This window comes from Pseudomonas sp. R4-34-07 (assembly GCF_003852375.1).
Taxonomy (GTDB): Bacteria; Pseudomonadota; Gammaproteobacteria; order Pseudomonadales; family Pseudomonadaceae; genus Aquipseudomonas.
In genome coordinates, this window is sequence record NZ_CP027760.1 from 2631968 (window position 1) to 2653338 (window position 21371).

Genomic DNA, 21371 nt, shown 5'->3' on the forward strand with positions numbered 1-21371 from the left:
GCAGTCACTCATGAGCGAGGGTCGAAGGCATCACGCAACGCCTCGCCGATAAACACCAGCAGCGACAGGATCAGCGCCAGGGTGAAAAACGCCGTCAGGCCCAGCCATGGGGCTTGCAGGTTCTGCTTGCCCTGGGCGATCAACTCGCCCAGCGACGCGCTGCCGGCCGGCATGCCGAAGCCGAGGAAATCCAGGGCGCTCAAGGTCGAAATCGCCCCGGTCAGGATGAACGGTAAATAGCTCAAGGTCGCGGTCATGGCATTGGGCAGGATATGCCGGCCAATGATCTTACCGTCGCCCAGGCCCAGGGCGCGCGCGGCCTTGACGTACTCCAGGTTGCGCCCGCGCAGGAACTCGGCGCGCACCACATCCACCAGCGCCAGCCAGGAAAAGAGCGCCATGATGCCCAGCAACCACCAGAAATTCGGCTCGACAAAGCCCGACAGGATAATCAGCAGGTACAGCACCGGCAGGCCCGACCACACCTCCAGGATGCGTTGCCCCAGCAAGTCCACCCAGCCGCCGTAGTAACCCTGCAACGCCCCGGCGGCGATGCCGATGGCGGCGCTGATCGCGGTCAGCGCCAGGGCAAACAGGATCGACACCCGTGCGCCGAAGATCACCCGCGCCAGCACATCCCGCGATTGGTCATCGGTGCCCAGCCAGTTCACCGTCGACGGCGGGCTGGGGGCCGGGCGGGCCAGCTCGTAATTGGGCGTATCGTCGCTGAACGGGATCGGCGGGAACCACATCCAGCCGCCGTCCTGCTTTATCAGCTTCTGCACGTAGTCACTGCGGTAGTCGGCCTGGAACGGCAACTGCCCGCCGAACTGCTGTTCGGTGTAGCGCTTGAATACCGGGAAATACAGCTCGTGCTTGAAACTGAGCACCAGCGGCTTGTCGTTGGCGATCAACTCGCCACCGAGGGTCAGGATAAACAAGCCAATAAATAGCCACAGGGACCACCAACCGCGACGGTTCTTCTTGAAGCGCTCGAAACGCCGACGAGCCACGGGCGACAGATTGAGCATCAGCCGTTCCTCGCGGCGAAGTCGATACGCGGGTCCACCAGGGTGTAACAGAGGTCGCCAATGAGTTTTATCAAGAGGCCGAACAGGGTGAAGATAAACAACGAACCAAACACCACCGGGTAGTCCCGTGAGACGGCCGCTTCATAGCTCATGCGGCCCAGACCGTCGAGGGAGAAGATCACTTCGATCAGCAGGGAACCGGCGAAGAATACGCTGATGAACGCCTGGGGAATCCCGGAAATCACCAGCAGCATCGCGTTGCGAAACACATGGCCGTACAGCACGCGGCGTTCGCTCAAGCCCTTGGCGCGCGCGGTGACCACGTACTGCCGGGTAATTTCGTTGAGGAACGAGTTTTTGGTGAGGATGGTCAAGGTGGCGAACCCGCCGATCACCAGCGCCGTGACCGGCAATACCAGGTGCCAGAAGTAGTCGGCAATCTTGCCCACGGTGCCCAGTGTTTCGAAGTTCTCCGACACCAGCCCGCGCACCGGGAACCAGTTCAGCGACGTGCCGCCGGCAAACACCACGATCAGGAACATCGCGAACAGAAACGCCGGCATCGCATAGCCGATCACGATGGCGGTGCTGCTCCACACATCGAAGCTGCTGCCATGGCGCACCGCCTTGCGGATGCCCAAGGGGATCGACACCAGGTAAGTGATCAAGGTGGCCCACAGGCCGAGGGAAATGGTGACTGGCATCTTTTCCAGGATCAGGTCGATCACCGTCGAGCCGCGAAAGAAGCTGTTGCCGAAGTCCAGTTGGGCGTAGCTCTTGAGCATCAGCCACAGGCGTTCCGGCGCCGGCTTGTCGAAGCCGTATTGCTTTTCGATGTCCTTGATCAGCTTCGGGTCCAGGCCACGGCTGGCCCGCGAGCCGCTGATGCCTTCGCCTGCGCCGCCGCCCACACCACCGCCGCCGATGCCTTGCAGGTGGGCGATGGCTTGTTCCACCGGCCCCCCGGGCGCGGCCTGCACGATCACAAAATTCACCAGCAGGATGATCACCAGGGTCGGGATGATCAGCAGCAGGCGCCGCACGATATAGGCAAACATCAGCGCGCATCCCCGCGTTTTTTCAGCTCGGCTTGCATCTGCGCGTTGGTCAGCGGCGTCGGGCTGACTTCCCACCAGGTTTCCAGGGCTTCATCGTTTTTCGCCTCGATGGCCGGGCGGCCGAAGCGGTTCCACCACGCGGCGGACGTGCCGGGCGGGTAGTAGTTGGGAATCCACAGGTAGTTCCACTGCAGCACCCGGTCCAGCGCGTGCGCATAGGTGAGCATCTGCGCCTGGGTGTCGGCCTTGACCAGGCCCTTGATCAGGCGGTCGACGGCCGGGTCCTGGAGCGCCATGTAATTGTTGGCGCCCGGATCGAACGCGGCGGCGGAACCGAAGAAATTGTACAGCTCCATGCCCGGCGAGGTGGTCACCGGAAAACCGGTGACGATCATGTCGTAGTCCCGCGCCATCAAGCGGTTGACGTACTGGGAGGAGTCGATGCGGCGGATATTCAAGGTGATGCCGATCTGCGCCAGGTTGCGTTTGTACGGCAGCAGCAGACGTTCCAGGCCTGCCTGGGCGTTAAGGAAGGTGAACTCTAACGGCTCGCCCTCGGCGTTGACCAGTTTGTCGCCTTCAGGCTTCCAGCCCGCCTCTTCCAGCAGGGCCAGGGCCTGCAACTGTTTGTCACGGATCATGCCGCTGCCATCGGTAACGGGCGCCTTGAATACCTGGGTGAACACCTCATCGGGAATCTGCCCGCGCAAGGGTTCCAGGATCGCCAGTTCTTCCTCGGTCGGTAACAGGGTGGCGGCGAGCGGGCTGTTGGAGAAATAGCTTTGCTGGCGGATGTACAGGTTGCGCATCATCTGCCGGTTGGCCCATTCGAAATCCCACAGCATAGCCAGGGCCTGGCGCACGCGGCGGTCCTTGAACATCGGGTTTTGCACATTGAAGACATAGCCCTGGGCCGGTTGCGGCATCCCCTTGGCCAGATGCGCGCGTTGCAGGCGGCCATCGTCAAGGGCCGGGCCGTTATAACCGATGGAGTATCCGGTGGCGGAAAACTCCCGATTGAAATCGTAGGCACCGCCGCGCAGCACCTGGCGCGCCACTTCGATGTCGCCGAAATACTCAAGGCTCAAGTGATCGAAGTTGTACAGGCCACGGCTGACCGGCAAGTCCTTGCCCCACCAATCGGGGTCACGAGTAAAAGTGATGGTGTTGCCGGAGTCGATCTTGCTGACCTTGTACGGGCCACTGCCCAGTGGGGCTTCATAGCCGCCGCCGTTGGCGAAGTCGCGGCTCTTCCACCAATGTTCGGGGAACACCGGCAGGGTGGCGAGATCCAGGGGCAGGGTGCGGTTTTCATTGCTGGAAAAGTCGAAACGCACCTGGCGCTCGTTTTCGACTTCGACATGCTTGACGTCGGCGAACAGCGTGCGAAAGCGCAGGCTGCCTTGGGTCATCAACAAGTCGAAGCTGTAGCGCACGTCTTCGGCGGTGATCGGTTTGCCATCGGCGAACCGCGCCTTGGGGTTGAGGTAGAACCGCAGCGACAGGCCGTCGTCGGCGCGTTCCATCTTTTGCGCGACCAGGCCGTAGACCGTGTAGGGCTCGTCCAGGGAGCGCTGGGCCAGAGGCGCATAAACCCAGCCATCGACCTGGGAAACACCGATGCCTTTATCGACATACGGCAATACATGGTCAAAGCGCCCGATTTCCAGGGCGGAGCGGCGCAGGCTGCCGCCTTTGGGGGCATTGGGGTTGGCATAGTCGAAATGACTGAAGCCGTCGGGGTACTTGGCCGGCTCGCCATACACCGTGAGGGACGCTTGTGGCGCCGCAATCACGGCGTTGCTGGTCAGGAACACGACCAGGGTGATGCTGAACAGTCTGGAAAAAGCCAATCGCATTATCAGCCTTGAGCGCGGATGAACAAAAATAGAGAGCTGTACGTTAACGGCTTAAGCGTCGTCAGTCATCACATGCACAACGGCCCGCCAAATGGCGGGCCGTTGTCTACAACATCAGCACAGACTGAATCAGTCCTGGCGGCTGGTGACTTCCAGCAGGTGATAACCGAACTGGGTTTTCACCGGGCCTTGTACGGTATTGACCGGGGCGCTGAACACCACGCTGTCGAATTCCTTGACCATCTGGCCTGGACCGAACGAACCCAGGTCACCGCCTTGACGGCTGGACGGGCAGCTGGAGTTGGCTTTGGCGACTTCTGCGAAATCAGCGCCGCCTTCGATCTGGGACTTGAGTTCGTTGCACTTGTCTTCAGTGGAAACGAGGATGTGGCGGGCGGTGGCTTTGGCCATGGGAAATAACTCCTTGAGTAAAAAAACGGTGAGCCTACCGGATTCAGGCGGTTATTTCCTGGCAAAGTTCCGTCTACTTGCCTGAGCGGGCCAGAAGCGGCCTGGCCCGCGGGGTTCAGGCCAAAACGATGTAGTCGTTTTGTTGGATGATGGGGGCGTGCAGGCCTTGTACAAGATGCACATAACGGCCGTCCACCAAGTCGATGGGCAGGCAATCGTCGATATCCATTACCGCGTCGGTGTGGGCCTGGGACCAGTGGCGCAACAGGTGCTGCTTGCCCTTGCTCATCGCCTCGCGTTTGTCGCGCGCCACCAGCAACAGGTAGTGATGCGCCTCGCCGAAGCGGTTGGCCTCATATCCGCCGAGGTTGAGGAAATACAAGCGAGGCGCATCGCCATGCGGCGCCAATTGGCTGAATTCGACCTTCCAGCCGTCGACACCATCGACCGCCATCCACGAATCGATGTGCACGCCCTTGGGGCTGCCGAACCACGCGTCGCGCAATTGCGGGTAGGTGGCCTGTAGCGTATCCGCCACGGCAAACGTGACATCGTGTACTTCGATTCGGGCCCTGGGATGCTTGCCCCCGAGCATGACAACAAACAGCATTGCGGGTGATTCCTGGCGATTGATCAGAGGCCAACCATACTGCGATTGAACCCTTTTGTCCGGTCAATGCCACACTGTTAATCCGCGAACTCATCAGGAGGTTGTCATGCGTACTATCGATCTGGCCGGTGTTCCCGTCCCTGTCATCGGCCAGGGAACCTGGCGCATGGGCGAAGACCCAAACCAGCGCCGTGCAGAAGTGGCCGCCTTGCAGCTGGGTATCGACGAAGGCCTGACCCTGATCGATACCGCTGAAATGTACGGCGAAGGCGGTGCGGAGGAGGTGGTCGGCGAGGCCATCAAGGGCCGCCGCGACCGGGTATTTCTGGTGAGCAAGGTCTATCCGCACAACGCCAGCAGCCAAGGCGTGCCCCGCGCCTGCGAAGCCAGCCTTCAGCGCCTGGGCACCGACTACATCGATCTGTACCTTCTGCATTGGCGCGGCCAGTACCCCCTTGCAGAAACTGTCGAAGCGTTCGAGCGTCTGCGCGAAGCTGGCAAAATCGGCCGTTGGGGTGTTTCCAACTTTGATGTGGCAGACCTGCAGGAACTGGCGTCCCCCGCGTGTGCGACCAACCAGGTGCTCTACAACATTGAAGAACGTGGTATTGAATTCGACCTGCTGCCATGGTGGCAACAGCACCATCTGCCCTTGATGGCTTACTGCCCGATTGCCCAGGGCGGCGAGCTGTTGGCGAGCCCGACGCTCAAGCAGATTGCCCATCGTCATGAGGCCACCCCCGCGCAAGTCTCTCTAGCCTGGGTTTTGCGTCAAGAAGGTGTGATCGCCATCCCCAAGGCAGTAACGCCCGCCCACATACGACAAAATGCCGCTGCTGCGAAGCTGGTGTTGGACGAGCATGACCTGGACGCGATCGACCGCGTATTTGGCGCACCCAAGCGCAAGCACCCGCTGGCGATGGTGTAGCGCGAGCAGGAACGGCACCTTCCCTGGGCCGTTCCCGCCACCGCCGCGGTTAGCCGGCTACTGGACTGCGCCAGTCGTCCGAGCCTGAAGTGCCGGCTACTTCATGGGTCCAGACGATCTTGCGATAGGTGAAATACACGTCCTCCAGATGGGTGAAGTGGGCGTTGTCCGGGTCCTGGCAGCTGGGCATGCGCGACTGGACGTCCACGATCGTCGCGCCTTCCAGTTCAATGGTGAAGTAGTGCTCCTGGGTGCCTGCCGAAGAGGTGCGAAACCATTCCAGCCGGCACGACACTTCTTCCCCTGAGGTCAGTGCGCTGAATAGCAGGGGCGAGGATTTGTCGAAGACCTTGCTGATCATCAGCGGTTTATGCACGCGCTGGCCGGTAGGCTGGCCCGATTGCGGGTCGCGGGGAATGATCACCTGATGGGCAAATGCCTGCACCAGAATCTGATCCTCGTGGCCTTCCTGATAAATGTTGCCTACCGAGTCCTGGGTAAATGTACCTGCGGTGATCAAACCTTGTTTGACACCGGTGACTGTGAGGTACGCGGGTGTTGGCATGACGGGTTTCCTTGTCTGATTGAGTAGGTGCTCCCGAGCGATGAAGTTGCCGGTCGGGTGAAATGCCTTTAACAAAAAGCGTGCCTGAAAGTGCGTGGGTCAATGAAATCAAGGTGTAGAAAGTTAAAGCGTTTCATAGGGGGCTGATTTTGCGGATTTTTAGTATTTTAAGTTGCACATAAGTGCGCAGTTAATTGCTCATGGTGAGAAGTGAGTAATCAGGCGCAGTTGGCGGTGATCGCCGGTTATTTAACTTTGTTAAGTGCGCAAATTACTGCGCAGGCCTTGATTTTATAGGGCTCGTAGGAAATTCCTTAAGTGTGAGGCTGTGGCTTGCTGACTGTTTTTTTGATGGCTAAGGTTCGTTCACTTCGTTGTGTGTTGAACGAGGGTTAAGCGGAGCTCTGCTACGCATTTCCCAGTATCAAGTTTGCCTATTCAGCCTTCATAGTTGTGTGCAGCCCAAAAATGGTTCATTCAGAAAAGTTGTGCGCTTATTACCAGGAACTTGCACGGATACCTTGTTCGCCAGGGGATTTTGCCGGCAATGACGTGCGCTTTTCGAGTGAGTTTGAAACCGTGGAAGCCGAGGTTGCCAAGGCACAATCCATACATGGCGCGAGCCTGCCGGACTGGCAGCAGGTCTGCGAATTCAGCGAGCGCCTGTTGCGTGAGCAATCCAAGGACCTGCGCCTCGCTGTGTGGCTCACCTGGGGACTGCATCAGCGTGATTCATTCCCGGGGTTGCTGGCCGGCCTCGGTTTGCTGGTTTATCTGTGTGAGCATCACTGGGCGGCGGTCTATCCCACCAAGCTGCGCACCCGCGTTGCCGCATTGGCTTGGCTGGTGACGCGCCTGGCCGCGCTCTTCTCGCAGAACCTGTCGCTTGTCGACCGATTGCCCTTGTTCCAGGCGCTGCAGGCACACCTCGTGCGCCTTGATGAGCTATTGAACGAACGCCTTGGCAGCGACGCCCCGTTGTTGTTGCCAATCCGGCGACAACTGACGGAACGTCTGGCGCGTGCAACGCAAGACGGCGCGCAGTCAGCGGGCGCTGCGGGCGTGATCACCCAGTTCAAGCAGGCGCTCACGCAGTCGCTCAAGCCTGAGTTGCTGATCAACAATGAAAAAGATGCCCACAAAGTGCTGCGCGCCTTACAGGAACAGGCCCGTACGTTGTGTGCCTGGTGGTTGCGCCAGAATGCCACCGACCTGCGGGCCTTGCGTTTGGGACGCACCTTGGCGTGGCTGAGCCTGGTCAATTATCCCGATGCCAACAGTGAGGGGGTGACGGCGTTGCGCCCGCTGGCTCCCGACAAGCTTAAACGTTACCAGGATCGTCTCAGCCAAGGCCATCACGCCGAGCTGTTGCTTGAGCTCGAGGTCAGCCTGGCGGGTGCATTGTTCTGGTTCGATGGGCTACGCATGCTCTGGGAATGCCTTGAAGCCTTGCACGCGAACCTGGCCATGACCGAGCTGGAAACGAGCTTCGCGCTGTTATTGCAACGTCTACCGAACCTGCCTGAATTGAGCTTCGACGACGGCACGCCGTTTGCGGGCCCGGCGACCTGTGAGTGGATCACACTTCATGTTGTTCGCCACCTGCACAAAGCCGAGCCTTTCAATGCCGTTGCCGATGGCGGCAGCGAACCCTGGGAAGCCGCCTTGCAGACGGTCATGCCCAGCTTGCGCAAGGACGGGCTCAAGGCTGCCGTCGGCGTGCTCAAGCAGGGTTTGCACAGCGCTGGCAGTGAACGCGCGCGCTTTCATTGGCGCCTGGCACTGGCCAGGTTGTGCATGCGCGCGGGCAAGCCTGACCTGGGCAGAATCCAACTGGAACAGCTGGACCTCGAATTACAGCGCGCGGGCCTGGACCGCTGGGAGCCGGAACTGGCCCTGCAAGTCGGCCGGCTCCTGTACCGCTGCTATGACCTGTTGCCGCAAAGCCACGCCGTGCGCGAAAGCAAAGACGCCACGCATCGCCGGTTGTGCCAGTTCGATCTGGAAGCAGTACTCGAATAAAAAACATCAAAAGGAGAAACACCATGGCCAAAGACGGTTCGGTAGCACCCAAGGAACGTATCAACATCACCTTCAAACCCGCACTGGGTGGCGCACAGGAGGACGTCGAGCTGCCGTTGAAACTGTTGGTGTTGGGGGATTTTTCCCAGCGCGACGACCCGCGCAAGCTTGAGGATCGCAAGCCTATCGGGATCGACAAGAACAGCCTCGACGAGGTGTTGGCCAAACAGGCCCTGAACTTGACATTGAGCGTGCCCAATCGCCTTCAGGATGACGCTGAGGTTGAAGAGCTGGCGGTCCAGGTGCGGATCAACTCGATGAAGGACTTCAACCCCGCCAGCCTGGTCGAGCAAATACCGCAGTTGCAAAAGCTGATGGTGCTGCGTGAGGCATTGGTGGCGCTCAAGGGCCCGCTGGGCAACACCCCGAGCTTTCGTAAAGCCATTGAGCAGGCGCTGGCCGATGACGATTCCCGTGCTCGGGTGCTGGCCGAACTGGGGCTGAGCAGCCCTGATGCCGAACCTATTCAGTAAAAGGACACTGATCCCATGACGACTACCCAGTACAACTCGCTGCCTCTGCCCAAAGCCGCCGACGAGTGCAGCATTCTCGACAACATCATTGCCCAGACGTTATTGAGCGTCGATGACGAGGCATACAGCATCGCCAAGCGCGGTGTGTCGGCGTTTATCGAAGAACTGGTCAAGCCTCACAACCGCGAAGAACCGGTCAAGAAGCGTCTGGTCGACCGAATGATTGCCGAGATCGATGCCAAGCTCAGCCAGCAAGTGGATGAGATCCTGCACCACCCGGACTTCCAGGCACTCGAGGCAGCCTGGCGAGGGCTGCAACTGCTGGTCGAGCGCACCAATTTCCGCGAAAACATCAAGATAGAGCTGCTCAATGTCTCGCGGCAGGACCTGCTGGACGACTTCGAGGATTCCCCGGAAGTGACCCAGTCGGGGCTTTACAAGCATATCTACAGTGCTGAATACGGCCAGTTTGGCGGCCAGCCGGTAGGGGCGATCATCGCCAATTACTTCCTGTCCCCCAGCGCGCCTGATGTGAAACTCATGCAGTACGTTTCCAGTGTCGCCGGTATGGCTCACGCGCCGTTCATCGCGGCCGCCGGGCCTGGTTTCTTTGGTCTGGAAAGCTTCACCGGTCTACCTGACCTCAAGGATCTCAAGGATCATTTCGAAGGCCCGCAGTTTGCCAAGTGGCAAAGCTTTCGCCAGAGCGAAGATGCCCGCTACATCGGCCTTACCGTGCCGCGTTTTTTATTGCGCACGCCGTACGACCCCCTTGAGTGTCCGGTCAAAACCTTTGCCTACCAGGAAAATGTGGTCAACAGCCACGAGCATTACCTGTGGGGCAATACGGCCTACGCTTTCGCCACTCGCCTGACCGACAGTTTCGCGCGCTTTCGCTGGTGCCCGAACATCATCGGCCCCCAGAGTGGCGGGGCGGTCGAGGACTTGCCGTTGCATCATTTCCAGAGCATGGGTGAGATTGAAACCAAGATTCCTACCGAGGTACTGGTTTCAGACCGACGCGAATACGAGTTGGCGCAAGAAGGGTTCATCGCCCTGACCATGCGCAAGGGCAGTGACAACGCTGCCTTCTTTTCCGCCAGTTCCGTGCAGAAACCCAAGACGTTCGGCATCAGCGAAGAGGGCAAGGCAGCGGAGCTGAACTACCGGCTCGGTACCCAGTTGCCTTACATGATGGTGATCAATCGCCTGGCCCACTACCTCAAGGTCCTGCAGCGCGAACAACTGGGCTCGTGGAAGGAACGCACCGACCTGGAGTTGGAACTCAACAAGTGGATTCGCCAATACGTGGCGGATCAGGAAAACCCCAGTGCCGAGGTACGCGGGCGCCGTCCGCTGCGCGCAGCGCGCATCGTCGTCAGCGATGTCGAGGGTGAGCCGGGCTGGTACCGCGTCAGTTTGAGCGTACGTCCGCATTTCAAATACATGGGGGCGGACTTCACCTTGTCCCTCGTCGGCAAGCTCGACAAAGAATGAGCCGAGGCCAGGGGATGCGCCACCACAACAGCCTTTTCGAGCGCCTCGAGCCCGATGCGTGCGCCAGCGTGTGCCGCATGACGTCCGTCGCCACGCATTTGACGAAAATGCTCAGCACCCGCGCCGGCAGCGTCCAGACGCTGCCGGATTACGGCTTGCCTGATCTCAATGATATGCGGCTCAGCCTGCATGAGTCCCTGACCCAGTCACGCCTGCTGATCGAGCGCTTCATCCAGGCTTACGAACCACGGCTGGTGAATGTACGCGTCAGGGTGCTCCCGCGCGTCCATGAAACGTTGGCACTGGCCTTTGCCATCGAGGCCGGGCTGCTCATCGACGGTGGCACTCAAGCCGTCGTGTTCCACGCGCGCCTGGCGGATGCCGGGCAGGTAGAGGTCTGCGCAGATGGCCTTTAACCGCTATTTTCAGAGCGAACTCAGTGCCCTGCGACAACTCGGGCGGCGCTTTTCCGAGCGCAACCCGGCCCTGGCACCGTTTCTCGCCGAGACCGGTCAAGACCCGGATGTGGAGCGTTTGCTGGAGGGCTTTGCATTCCTGACCGCGCGCCTGCGCCAGAAGCTCGATGACGAGCTGCCTGAGTTGACGCATTCCCTGATGCAGCTGTTATGGCCCAATTACATGCGGCCAATGCCTGCTTTCAGCATCCTGCAATTCGACCCGTTGAACTGCGCCGGCCCCAGCGTTCGCGTGGCACGGGACACCGCAGTGGAAAGCATGCCTATCCAGGGCGAACGTTGCCGTTTCAGAACCTGCTATGCCACCGACGTAATGCCGCTGCAACTTCGTCGCCTGGATTACACCTGCCAGGGCGAAGCAACCTGGTTGGACCTGCGCCTGACCCTGAGTGCAGAGGGGAATTTCTGTGCGCTGACATTCGAATCGTTACGACTGCACCTGGCCGGAGACCACTATGTGAGCCAAGGCCTGTACCTCAGCTTGTTGCGACATCTGGATGGCATCCATCTGCAGCTATTGGACCAAAACGATTTGCCGGTCAACGGGATCAATGGTCAACCTGCGACGCTACGGCTCGGCGCCAGCCAGGTTCAGCCGGTGGGTTTTGCAGAGGAACACGCATTAATTCCTTACCCGCAAAACACCTTCCGTGGTTATCGCCACTTGCAGGAATATTTCACGTTTCCCGAGAAATACCTGTTTGTCGATGTTCAAGGGTTGGGTGCGCTGCATCGATTCCCCCATGAGGTGCTCAAGCAGGCACATGGCATGGTGTTGCGCTTCGAGCTGCGCCCCCAGGGGCATGCGCTCCAGCGCCCCACCCTGGACAACGTCAAGCTGTACTGCACGCCTATCGTCAACCTGTTCAGTCACGACGCGATACCCATTCGGCTGGATGGAAAACAGGATGAATACCTGCTGTTGCCGGGGGAATATTCTCCGGAAAACGCCGGGGTGTTTTCGGTTGACCGTGTTACCGGATGGCGTCCTGGTGGCTTGGGCTATCAAACCTACGTGCCCTTTGAGTCGTTCGAGCATGACCGTGATGGCGAAACTTCGCCGGCGTTACCCAGCTTCAGCATCCGTCAACGGCCGTCGGTCCAGCATGACGGGCCGGCTACCTGGATAGGCTTTGGCGATCGCTGCGAGCAGGGCCCGGAAACACTGTCGATCGAGCTGACCTGTACCAATGCCGGTCTGCCGCGACAGCTAAGGGCAGGTGAGATCAACCAGCCCGGCGAGCACACCCCTGAGTCATTGACGTTCCGTAACATCACTGCGCCAACCGCGAGTTTTGCGCCGCCACTGGACCAGGATTATCTCTGGAAGCTCATCAGCAACATGTCGCTCAACTATGTGTCGCTGACCGATATCAACGCATTGAAAGTGATTCTCGCGACCTACGACCTGCCGCGCTATCACGATCGACAGGCGCTGAAAATCAGCCAGAAAAAGTTGGGCGCGCTGCGCTCTATCCAGCACGAAGCGGTTGACCGGTTGCACCGCGGCCTGCCGATTCGCGGATTGCGGGTGGACCTGACGGTGGATCCCCTGGGGTTTGCAGGCCAGGGCGATCTGTTTGTGTTCGCTTCGGTCCTCAATCAGTTCTTTGCGCTTTACGCCAGCCTCAATTCGTATCACGAGTTGCGAGTGATCAGCACACAAGGAGACGTGTATCTATGGCCGTTCCGGATGGGGCAGCAACCCCTGCTTTGACTCAGCTTTGCCGTGCTATCCGCGAATACACGCTATTCCAGGCGGTGGTGCAGGTGGTCGCACGTTTACGTGAAGCTCATCCCCTGCTGGATGAGGATGCGCTGTATGACCAGCTGGAATTCCAGGCCAATCCAGGCCTGGGGTTTGCAGGACACGATATCGACCGTGTGGAATTTTTCCTGGACCACGGGCACTTGCGGGCGCGTCTGCGCATCAACGTGCTGGGGTTGTTTGGCGCGGGCTCACCGTTGCCCGCGTTTTATGCCGAGCAGGCGTTTGCGGAGCGCGCAGGTGGTAACCCCACGCGGGACTTCCTCGATATGTTCCACCATCGACTGCACCGTCTGATGTTACCGATCTGGCGCAAATACCGTTACCGGGCCTGCTTTCAACAGGGCGCCAGTGATGGGTTTTCCCAGCAAATGTTTGCGCTGATTGGCCTCGGCAGTCACGCGATACGGGGCGCCTCGCTTCTTGATTGCAAGCGCTTGCTGCCTTACCTCGGGCTTCTGAGCCTGCGCGCGCACTCGGCTGCGTTGATGGAGACCGTCCTGCGGTATTACCTCAAGCATGCCCAGGTGTTCATCGAGCAATGGGTCGAACGCACGGTGGACCTCGCGCATTCGCAGCGCAATGACTTGGGCCACGCCAACTGCACGCTTGGCCACGACCTGGTATTGGGGCGTCGCATCGCTGATCGCAGCGGCAAGTTCAGGGTGCACATCAAGGCCCTGGGCTGGCAGCGTTTTCACGACTTTCTGCCCACGGGAACGGCCTATGCCCCCGCGTGCTCGCTGGTGCGTTTAACCGCGCGAGACGCGTTGCAATTTGACCTGCGCCTGGTATTGGCACCCGGCGAAATCAGGGCGTTGCATATCGGCGAAAACAATGTGTGCCGCCTGGGTTGGACCAGTTGGCTGGAACATGAGCGAGCGGACGGTGCGATCACGCTCGCCGGCCATTTTCATTAAGGATTGATGCGCATGATTAATGTGGACCTGCAACAACTGATCCGTACATTGACGGCCCCGACCCGCCGGGACCTGACGCGCGCGGCTGAGCGCTGCATGGCGCGTGGTGGCCATGAAGTGTTGGTGGAGGATCTGCTTCTGGCCTTGCTCGAGCATCCCGCCGGGCTGATGGCCAAGGCGCTGGCAGATGCCGACGTTTCCCTGGGCGAACTGCAAGCAGCCCTACAGCCCAGGAGCGAGCAGAGCGCTACACGCAACCCGGTGTTCGCCCAGGCCTTGGTGCTGTGGTTGCAACAAGCCGTTATGGTTGCCCACGTGGAGTTGGGCCAACGTTCTGTCGATCACGGTGCGCTGTTGCTGGCACTTTTACAGCACCCGCTGGAGCACGCGGGCAGCCGGTATCACGCTGTGCTCAGCCGCCTGGATGTCGGCAAGGTGCGTGATTTTCTGCTGGGCCAGCCCAGCGAGCATCAGCCGATTGCCACGGAGTCGCTGTTGCAGCGCTTTACCCAGGACCTCACCCAGCATGCCCGTGAGGGCCGGATAGACCCAGTGCTGTGCCGCGAGCGCGAAATACGGCAATTGATCGACATCCTGGTGCGGCGGCGCAAGAACAACCCGATTCTCGTGGGGGAGGCCGGGGTGGGGAAAACGGCGATCGTCGAAGGGCTTGCGTTGCAGATCGCGGCTTTGCAGGTGCCCGAGGCCCTTAAAAGCGTTCGCGTGCTGACCCTCGATATGGGCTTGCTGCAAGCGGGTGCTGGCCTCAAAGGCGAGTTCGAGCGACGTCTCAAAGGTGTGATCGATGAAGTGAACGCATCGCCTGAACCGGTCATCCTGTTTATCGACGAAGCCCATACCTTGGTGGGCGCTGGCGCCCAGCCGGGAGGCCTGGACGCGGCCAACCTGCTCAAGCCGGCCTTGGCGCGCGGCGCGCTGCGTACGATCGCCGCTACCACCTGGTCGGAATACAAGCAGTACATCGAGAAGGACCCGGCATTGGCGCGGCGGTTCCAGCCGGTACTGGTCGAGGAGCCGAGTGTCGAGCAGGCAGTGTCGATTCTGCGGGGACTGGTGCCTGTCTATGAAGCGAGCCATGGCGTGTATGTCCGTGATGATGCGGTGGTAGCAGCGGCCCACATGAGCGCACGCTATCTGGTGGGCCGACAGTTGCCGGACAAGGCGGTGGACGTGCTGGATACCGCCTGTGCCAACGTTCGCACGCGTCAGGCAATGCCGCCTGAGGCACTGCAGGCGCTACGCGCCGAACTGATCGAGGGCCAGCGGCAGGCGCGGGCGCTGAGTCGAGACTTTGATAGCGGATTGCCTGTGGATGCGCAGGCTCTGCAGGCGCTGAAGTTGCGCCTGGAAACCCTTGAGCACGAGCGCCAGGTACTGGAGCAACAGTGGCTTGAGCGCGATGGGCCGTTGGTGAAACCTGAGGTTTGCCCGCACGGCGTAGCGCATGTCATCAGCGCGTGGACCGGTATTCCCGTCGAGCAGCTGGCCCTTGAACCGAACACAAAAGTGCTTGGGTTTGCCGCGGCCTTGCGCTCGCGCGTGCTTGGGCAGGACCACGCGGTGCAGGCCCTTGATCGTGCCTTGCGCGCCGTTGCCGCCGGGCTCAACAAGGTCGATGCCCCTGTCGGGGTGTTTCTGCTGGTGGGGCCAAGCGGTGTAGGCAAGACAGAAACAGCCCTGGCCCTGGCGGATCTTCTGTACGGTGGTGAACGGTTTGTCACCACCATCAATATGTCGGAGTACCAAGAGAAGCACGCGCTTTCCCGATTGATCGGTGCGCCACCGGGTTATGTCGGTTATGGCGAGGGCGGGGTTTTGACCGAAGCCGTACGCCAGCGTCCCTATTCAGTCGTGCTGCTCGACGAGGTGGAGAAGGCCGACCCGGAGGTATTGAACCTGTTTTACCAAGTCTTTGACAAAGGGCGCGCGAATGATGGCGAAGGGCGGGAAATCGACTTTCGCAACACCGTGCTGCTGATGACGTCCAACCTTGCCAGCGACTGTATCAACGCGCTTTGCGCAGGCGGTCAACGACCTGAACCCCAGGTGCTGCAAGACGCCATCTATCCGGTGCTGCGTGCCCACTTCAAGCCCGCATTGCTCGCCCGTATGCGCGTCATACCGTATTACCCGATTGACGAGCAGGTGCTGCACGACGTGGCAGAGCTCAAGCTTGCGGGCCTTGGCCAACGGCTGCACTCGCGCAAACTGGCATTCACCTACACGCCAGAATTGGTCGCGCACATGACCGAGCGTTGCGCGGACGGTGACAGCGGTGCGCGGTACATCGACCAGTGGATCGAGCGCCATTTGTTGCCGCAGATGGTGGACGGTCTGCTCGGCGCCATGGCCATGGAGACCCCGGTTTCCGTGGTGCATGCGCGATTGGATGGCAACGGCCTGCCGCTCTGCGAGTTCAGCCAATGACCGACCTTGATCAATTGCCTGACTCGCTTGCCCACGCCAGCGCCTTGATCGGCTGCTTCACACGTATAGGCCTGGACAGTGACGGCGCTTCATTGCCTGGCGCGTGCGTCTCAGCGGTGGCGCAACTGAGTCACTGTGAGCTCACCCAGTTGTACCGGCTTGACGAAGCGACCGGCCGGCTTGAGCTGGCCGCCCAACACCTGAGCGCGACGCCCTCGTTGGCGGTGGCGACTTCAAGTATCGATCCGCGACACGTGCCTTTACTGCGCGACACACTGGATCAAGGCGCCGCGGTCAGTGTGGATGATGTGCAAAACAGTCCTTACGACCTGGGTTTCTTGCCGGTGCTCGCATCACCTTGGCGCGCCTTGTTGAGTGTGCCGCTGTTCAACCGCCTCAATACGCTCACGGGCGTGCTGCTATGCGCGGCCCAACGCCCGGCAGCGTTGCAAGGCTACGCGTCCTCGCTGGGCCAGTTCGCCAGCTTCGCCTTGCACCAACTGGCCCTGCTGCGCAGCCTGCGGTGGGTGCCGGCTCTTGCGCCGCCACCGCGTGCAGTGTCGCTGACCGGCACGTATGGCCTGATTGGCAACAGCACAGCGATGGCGCAAACCTGCCAATTGATCAGCAAGGTGCTGCATACCCCTTATACCGTCCTGCTACGGGGAGAAACCGGCACCGGCAAAGAGGTGGTGGCTCGGGCCGTCCACCTGGCAGGGCCGCGTGCCGCCAAGGCTTTCGTGGTGCAGAACTGCGCTGCGTTCCCGGAAGGCTTGTTGGAGAGCGAGCTGTTCGGCTACCGCAAAGGCGCGTTTACCGGTGCCGAGCGCAACTATGCAGGGTTGTTCGACGCCGCCCATGGCGGCACGTTGCTGCTGGATGAAATCGGCGATATGCCGCTGACCCTGCAAGCCAAGTTGTTGCGGGTATTGCAGGAAGGTGAGGTTCGCCCATTGGGCGCCAGTGCTGCGCACAAGGTTGATGTGCGCATCATCGCGGCGACCCATCGTGACCTCGCAGCCATGGTCGCCGAAGGCAGTTTTCGCGAGGATCTTTATTACCGGCTTGCCCAGTTCCCCATCCAGTTACCGGCCTTGCGTGAGCGAGACGGGGATGTGCTGCAGCTGGCACGGCATTTCGCCGACAAGGCGTGCGCAAGCCTGGGAAGGACACCTGTGGAATGGTCGAATATCGCCCTTGACCAACTGTCGAGTCATGCCTTTCCTGGCAACGTGCGTGAACTCAAGTGCCTGGTGGAACGAGCCGTTCTGCTGTGTGACGACAACGTGATCCTGCCGGCGCACCTGTCGCTTCCCCAGGCGTCGGCCGCGACCGCCGTTGATGATGTCACGCTGCGCCAGCGTCTGGAGCGGGTAGAGCGCGTGTTCCTGCTCGATTGCCTGCACAAGAATCGTGGCAATCGGACCCGTACGGCGCGTGAGCTCGGCGTCGCACGGCGCACGCTGCTTTACCGGCTTGCACGCTTGAACATTCCTTGCGGCGAAGCCAGCGGGGAGCGTTGAACGGTGCATCCGAGGATTGCCGAGATCATTGCCGCCGTCGTCGATATGAAGTCGGCGGGCCTTTTCACCGAGGAGAAACCTGATGCCTGATCGTCCGTGGCACGTCGTCGTGCTTGTGTTGTGTCTGCTTGGCGGTTGTAACGCCAATTACGTATTCGATGATGCCCAATACCGTCCTTTGGGTGAGCCCCAGGCGGTGACCCGTGGCCGATAAGAAAGAGGGAGCTTGACCATGCGGCTTGTGTTTGAGGTAAGTGAGGCCGCAGGCGCAGACCCTGTGTCCACGGTGCGCAAAGTGTTTGACGGCGTGGGCGGTGTGATTGGGCGTGGCTCTGGCTGTGACTGGGTCATCCATGATCCCAGTCGGCTGCTCTCCAGTCACCACGGTTTGGTGGGTTACCGCGAAGGTCGTTACTTTCTGACGGATATCAGCAGCAACGGTATCGGCATGGCAGGCAGTTGCGAACGGTTGCACAAAGGGCAGGCACGATTGATCGAAGATGGCGACGTGTTCGAACTGGGTGCGCTGTCGATACGCGCGCGGCTGATGGAATCGTCTCCACCTTTGCGTGAGCAGACCATCATCACGGGAGTACCGATTCCCGATGATGCTTTCCTGGCCCTGGACCCGTTGCGGGCACTGGACCTTGAGCATCAGCGACATAGCACCTCGGATGAACTGGCAGCTTTGAATGCGGGCGTTGGCGAGCCCGGAGAGTGGGCGGACCGGCACGCCGCCGACCGTGAGCATGTGGCAATGCCATGCCGGTTTGAGCCCATCAAGGAGCTTCCCGTAGCGGACTCTGTCGCGACCGCACCGCCGCCGGATGACGTCTTCTGGACGGAGTTTGCTGCGGCGCTGGGGCTTGACCTGGGCCGGCTTGACCACGTTGCACGAAAGGCGCTGGCGATCAAGGTGGCGCGCCTGTGTCGGCTGGAGGTTGAACGGCTGCAACACAGCCGGGCCTTTGAAGAACAGGTGCGCCTGATCTCAACCCTGCACAGCGATTATCCAGGATGATGTCCATGTATCGAGTCACCCTCACGCCCCTGTTGCTCACGCTCGGCCTGTTGGCTGGCTGCAGCGCCGTATCGCCTTTTTCGACATTGACCAAACTGGACCTGGTACTGACCGCCAGTGAGCAGGTCAACCCGGACCTTCATGGCCGACCCTCGCCGGTCGTGCTGCAACTGATTGAACTGCGCCATGGCGTAGCTTTCGAGAATGCCGACTTCTTCAGCCTGTATGACCACGCCGAGCAGGTATTGCCAAAGGACTGGGTGAGCAGCGAGGAAATAGAGCTGCGCCCGGGGGAACGACTGGCGCTCAAGCTGAGTGTCGGGCCAAAAAGTCATTTTGTGGGCGTGCTGGCGGCGTACCGAGACTTGCCGCACGTTCAATGGCGGCTGCTCGTTCCGCTCACCGCGCAGCAATTGAACCGTGCCGAGCTGGTACTGGACCACGACGGAATCCGGCTTGCCGACCCGCGCTCCGGCAAGGAGGTGCAGTGATATGCACGCGCATAAAGTCATTTGGCAGGAAGGCATGCTGTTGCGGCCGCAGCACTTGCAGCACAACGACCGCCATTACCAGCAACAGCTCAACCAGACGCGTTTGCTGGGGCCTGACGCCTGGGGCTTCCTCACGCTGGAACTCGATGTGCAGTACCTCAACCTGGGCAAACTGGTGGTCACTCAAGCCAGCGGTGTATTGCCGGACGGTAGCCTGTTCGACCATGGCACCGCGATGGAGCCCCTGGTATTACAAGTACCCGCCAACCCGGGGGAACAGGCTGTTTACCTGGCGCTGCTGCTGGCAACCGGCAATCAGATTGAAGCCCGCCAACCGGAGCAGGGTGATGTCCTGGCGCGCTACCTCGCTTGTGAGGTGGAGGTAGGTGATTCGAACGCCGGTGCCGACGCTCGCTGTCGAATTCACTGCGCGCGACCTGATTTGCGTCTCCTGCTGGGTGAGCAGCACAAAGAACAGGGCTTCGTCAGACTCAAGGTTGCCCAGGTGCTGGAGTCTACCGACGCGGGGGGCGTGCGCCTGGATGCGGAGTTCGTCCCGACGTTCATTTTTATGCAGGATCGCGGGTATGTATCGTCTTGTCTCAAGGAGGTGATCGGCCTGCTGGCATCGCGGGGGGATGCCATCGCGGCGCGGATCCGGGGCGAGAGCAGCGCCGCCGGCACGCAGGTCGGCGATTTCCTCATGCTGCAAGTAATCAATCGTACCGAGTTGGAGCTGCGCCACTGCCTGAGCCAGGCCCAGGTTCGCCCTGAAGCGGTATTCCGCGCACTGGTGGCACTGCTCGGTGAGTTGTCGACGTTCGCCAGCGATAGCAGGCGCCCGGCGCTGGATGTGCATTACCGGCACGCCGACCAGGGGGCAAGTTTCCGGGGCCTGATGGAGGCTGTGCGTGCCGTGTTGTCGGTCGTGCTGGAACAACACTCCATCGAGTTGCCGTTGCAACAACGTCAGTACGGCGTATTGGTTTGCCCGGTCAGCGACCTGAAATTGCTGGGTACTGCGACGTTCATCCTGGCGGCTACGGCGCAGTGTGATTCGGAGGCCTTGCGCCAACGCCTGCCGGCGCATTTGAAAGTCGGCGCGGTTGAGCGCATACGCGAATTGGTCAATCTGCACCTGGCGGGTATCAAGGTCAAACCACTGCCCGTAGCGCCGCGCCAGATCCCGTTCCACGCCGCCAAGACCTATTTCATGCTGGATATGAATGCCCGCGATATCGCCCAGCTGGAGCAGTCGGGTGGCTTCGCGTTCCATGTCGGGGGCGAGTTCGCCGGGCTTGAGCTGACCTTCTGGGCCATCAGGAATTGAATGCTATGGACAGTGAATACCCGCAGGACGAAAAAACCGTCCTGCTCGATCGCGACGGCCATGGGCCCGCGCAAGGGCCGCTCACGGAGTTCCCGGCGCCGCCGCGCTATGAACAATTGCAGGACCGGATGATCTACGCGAGCCAAGCACTGGGCGCACACAGCTTCACCACAGCGCTCAATCCCCTCGTGGTCGCCGCTTGGGAGCTATTGTCGCAAGTGGTCCAGCTCAAGGGCTGCTCCGGTCGGGAAAACCTCATCACGATCAACGACCGATTGTCATCCGCGGTGACTCAATTCGAAACCCGTGCGTTGCAGGGTGGCATTGAAAATACCCAGGTCATGTCTGCGCGCTACGTGTTGTGCAGCGTGATTGACGAAGCAGTCGTCACCACGTCGTGGGGCGCTCGAAGTGACTGGTCGAAGATGAGCCTGTTGAGTCGCTTTCATCACGAAACGTTCGGCGGCGAGAAAGTGTTCCAGTTGCTGGAACGCCTGGCGCGCGACCCGGTAAAACACTTGGCGATGCTGGAGCTGGTGTACCTGTGCCTGTCCCTGGGGTTCGAAGGTCAATACCGGGTGATGGAGCGGGGGGTGGTGCAACTCGAAGCCGTTCGAGATGGCCTGTATCGACAGATCAGGCAGGTGCGAGGCAATCCACCGTTGGCGCCGGTGTTGCCGGAAGGGCAGGGGCGCACGCGACGCAGGCACGTACGCGTCATTCCTGTTGGCGGATGTGTGGCCTTCACGCTGTGCGGTTTGCTCGCGATGTACACGGGATTCGCCTGGGTGTTGGAGCGAGACAGGGCAAGTGCGCTGCAAAGCCTTCAATTGTCGGCGTCGGATCTTACCCGCACGCCCTAGTAAACGCAGGGAGCAAC

The 21371-nt window shown here is 60.5% G+C and carries 20 protein-coding genes; 14 read left to right on the forward strand and 6 right to left on the reverse strand.

Going from position 1 to position 21371, the window contains the following annotated elements:
- Window positions 1-8: 8 nt before the first annotated feature.
- From C4J85_RS12040 to C4J85_RS12060, 5 genes are all read right to left on the reverse strand, one after another.
- Window positions 9-1031, reverse strand: coding sequence for an ABC transporter permease (locus tag C4J85_RS12040; RefSeq protein WP_164484536.1), 1023 nt, complete (start codon window positions 1029-1031; stop codon window positions 9-11).
- Window positions 1031-2089, reverse strand: a complete 1059-nt coding sequence (locus tag C4J85_RS12045; protein ID WP_124409698.1) for a microcin C ABC transporter permease YejB — start codon at window positions 2087-2089, stop codon at window positions 1031-1033. The genes C4J85_RS12040 and C4J85_RS12045 overlap by 1 nt, the downstream gene beginning before the upstream one ends.
- The gene (locus C4J85_RS12050; protein WP_124409699.1) at window positions 2089-3948 is read right to left on the reverse strand and encodes an extracellular solute-binding protein; all 1860 of its coding nucleotides are present in this window, start codon (window positions 3946-3948) and stop codon (window positions 2089-2091) included. Before C4J85_RS12050 ends, C4J85_RS12045 begins: the two co-directional genes overlap by 1 nt.
- A 129-nt stretch (window positions 3949-4077) precedes the next feature.
- Window positions 4078-4359, reverse strand: a complete 282-nt coding sequence (locus tag C4J85_RS12055; protein WP_124362625.1) for a peptidylprolyl isomerase — start codon at window positions 4357-4359, stop codon at window positions 4078-4080.
- Between the two features lie 115 nt (window positions 4360-4474).
- Window positions 4475-4969, reverse strand: a complete 495-nt coding sequence (locus C4J85_RS12060) for a DUF1543 domain-containing protein (RefSeq protein ID WP_124409700.1) — start codon at window positions 4967-4969, stop codon at window positions 4475-4477.
- A 106-nt stretch (window positions 4970-5075) separates the two neighbouring features.
- On the opposite strand from C4J85_RS12060, the gene C4J85_RS12065 reads away from it, so the two are divergent.
- Window positions 5076-5897 carry an aldo/keto reductase gene (locus tag C4J85_RS12065; RefSeq protein ID WP_124366843.1) on the forward strand — a complete coding sequence of 274 codons (822 nt, stop codon included), beginning with the start codon at window positions 5076-5078 and terminating at the stop codon, window positions 5895-5897.
- A gap of 49 nt (window positions 5898-5946) precedes the next feature.
- Here C4J85_RS12065 and C4J85_RS12070 read toward each other — a convergent pair whose 3' ends face one another.
- The gene (locus C4J85_RS12070; RefSeq protein WP_124366844.1) at window positions 5947-6462 is read right to left on the reverse strand and encodes an Hcp family type VI secretion system effector; all 516 of its coding nucleotides are present in this window, start codon (window positions 6460-6462) and stop codon (window positions 5947-5949) included.
- Window positions 6463-6930: 468 nt separating this feature from the next.
- Here C4J85_RS12070 and tssA point away from each other — a divergent pair, with 468 nt between their 5' ends.
- The 13 genes from tssA (at window position 6931) to icmH (ending at window position 21354) form a co-directional block, all read left to right on the forward strand.
- Window positions 6931-8484: a type VI secretion system protein TssA gene (tssA, locus tag C4J85_RS12075; protein WP_124409701.1), complete on the forward strand. Its 1554-nt coding sequence runs from the start codon at window positions 6931-6933 to the stop codon at window positions 8482-8484.
- Window positions 8485-8507: 23 nt separating this feature from the next.
- Entirely contained in the window at window positions 8508-9017 is a 510-nt protein-coding gene (gene tssB, locus C4J85_RS12080) for a type VI secretion system contractile sheath small subunit (protein ID WP_124370536.1), read from the forward strand.
- Window positions 9018-9032: 15 nt separating this feature from the next.
- Entirely contained in the window at window positions 9033-10514 is a 1482-nt protein-coding gene (gene tssC / locus C4J85_RS12085; protein ID WP_124409702.1) for a type VI secretion system contractile sheath large subunit, read from the forward strand.
- 14 nt (window positions 10515-10528) lie between these two features.
- Entirely contained in the window at window positions 10529-10930 is a 402-nt protein-coding gene (gene tssE / locus C4J85_RS12090; protein ID WP_124409703.1) for a type VI secretion system baseplate subunit TssE, read from the forward strand.
- Entirely contained in the window at window positions 10920-12707 is a 1788-nt protein-coding gene (gene tssF, locus C4J85_RS12095) for a type VI secretion system baseplate subunit TssF (protein WP_124409704.1), read from the forward strand. The genes tssE and tssF overlap by 11 nt, the downstream gene beginning before the upstream one ends.
- Window positions 12671-13678 carry a type VI secretion system baseplate subunit TssG gene (tssG, locus tag C4J85_RS12100; RefSeq protein ID WP_124409705.1) on the forward strand — a complete coding sequence of 336 codons (1008 nt, stop codon included), beginning with the start codon at window positions 12671-12673 and terminating at the stop codon, window positions 13676-13678. Before tssF ends, tssG begins: the two co-directional genes overlap by 37 nt.
- Window positions 13679-13690: 12 nt before the next feature.
- A complete protein-coding gene (locus C4J85_RS12105; RefSeq protein ID WP_124409706.1) occupies window positions 13691-16126 on the forward strand; it encodes an AAA family ATPase in 2436 nt (811 codons plus the stop codon).
- Complete coding sequence (locus C4J85_RS12110; RefSeq protein ID WP_124409707.1) at window positions 16123-17649, forward strand: sigma-54-dependent Fis family transcriptional regulator; 1527 nt, start codon at window positions 16123-16125, stop codon at window positions 17647-17649. The genes C4J85_RS12105 and C4J85_RS12110 overlap by 4 nt, the downstream gene beginning before the upstream one ends.
- 82 nt (window positions 17650-17731) lie before the next feature.
- Window positions 17732-17863 (forward strand): type VI secretion protein, encoded by a 132-nt coding sequence (locus tag C4J85_RS12115; protein ID WP_124362636.1) that lies wholly within the window; start codon window positions 17732-17734, stop codon window positions 17861-17863.
- An 18-nt stretch (window positions 17864-17881) separates the two neighbouring features.
- Window positions 17882-18670, forward strand: a complete 789-nt coding sequence (gene tagH, locus C4J85_RS12120) for a type VI secretion system-associated FHA domain protein TagH (protein ID WP_124409708.1) — start codon at window positions 17882-17884, stop codon at window positions 18668-18670.
- A gap of 5 nt (window positions 18671-18675) precedes the next feature.
- Window positions 18676-19161: a type VI secretion system lipoprotein TssJ gene (tssJ, locus tag C4J85_RS12125; RefSeq protein ID WP_124366855.1), complete on the forward strand. Its 486-nt coding sequence runs from the start codon at window positions 18676-18678 to the stop codon at window positions 19159-19161.
- A gap of 1 nt (window position 19162) precedes the next feature.
- Window positions 19163-20491 carry a type VI secretion system baseplate subunit TssK gene (gene tssK / locus C4J85_RS12130; RefSeq protein ID WP_124366856.1) on the forward strand — a complete coding sequence of 443 codons (1329 nt, stop codon included), beginning with the start codon at window positions 19163-19165 and terminating at the stop codon, window positions 20489-20491.
- Window positions 20492-20496: 5 nt separating this feature from the next.
- Window positions 20497-21354 (forward strand): type IVB secretion system protein IcmH/DotU, encoded by an 858-nt coding sequence (gene icmH, locus C4J85_RS12135; protein ID WP_124409709.1) that lies wholly within the window; start codon window positions 20497-20499, stop codon window positions 21352-21354.
- The last annotated feature ends 17 nt before the right edge of the window (window positions 21355-21371 follow it).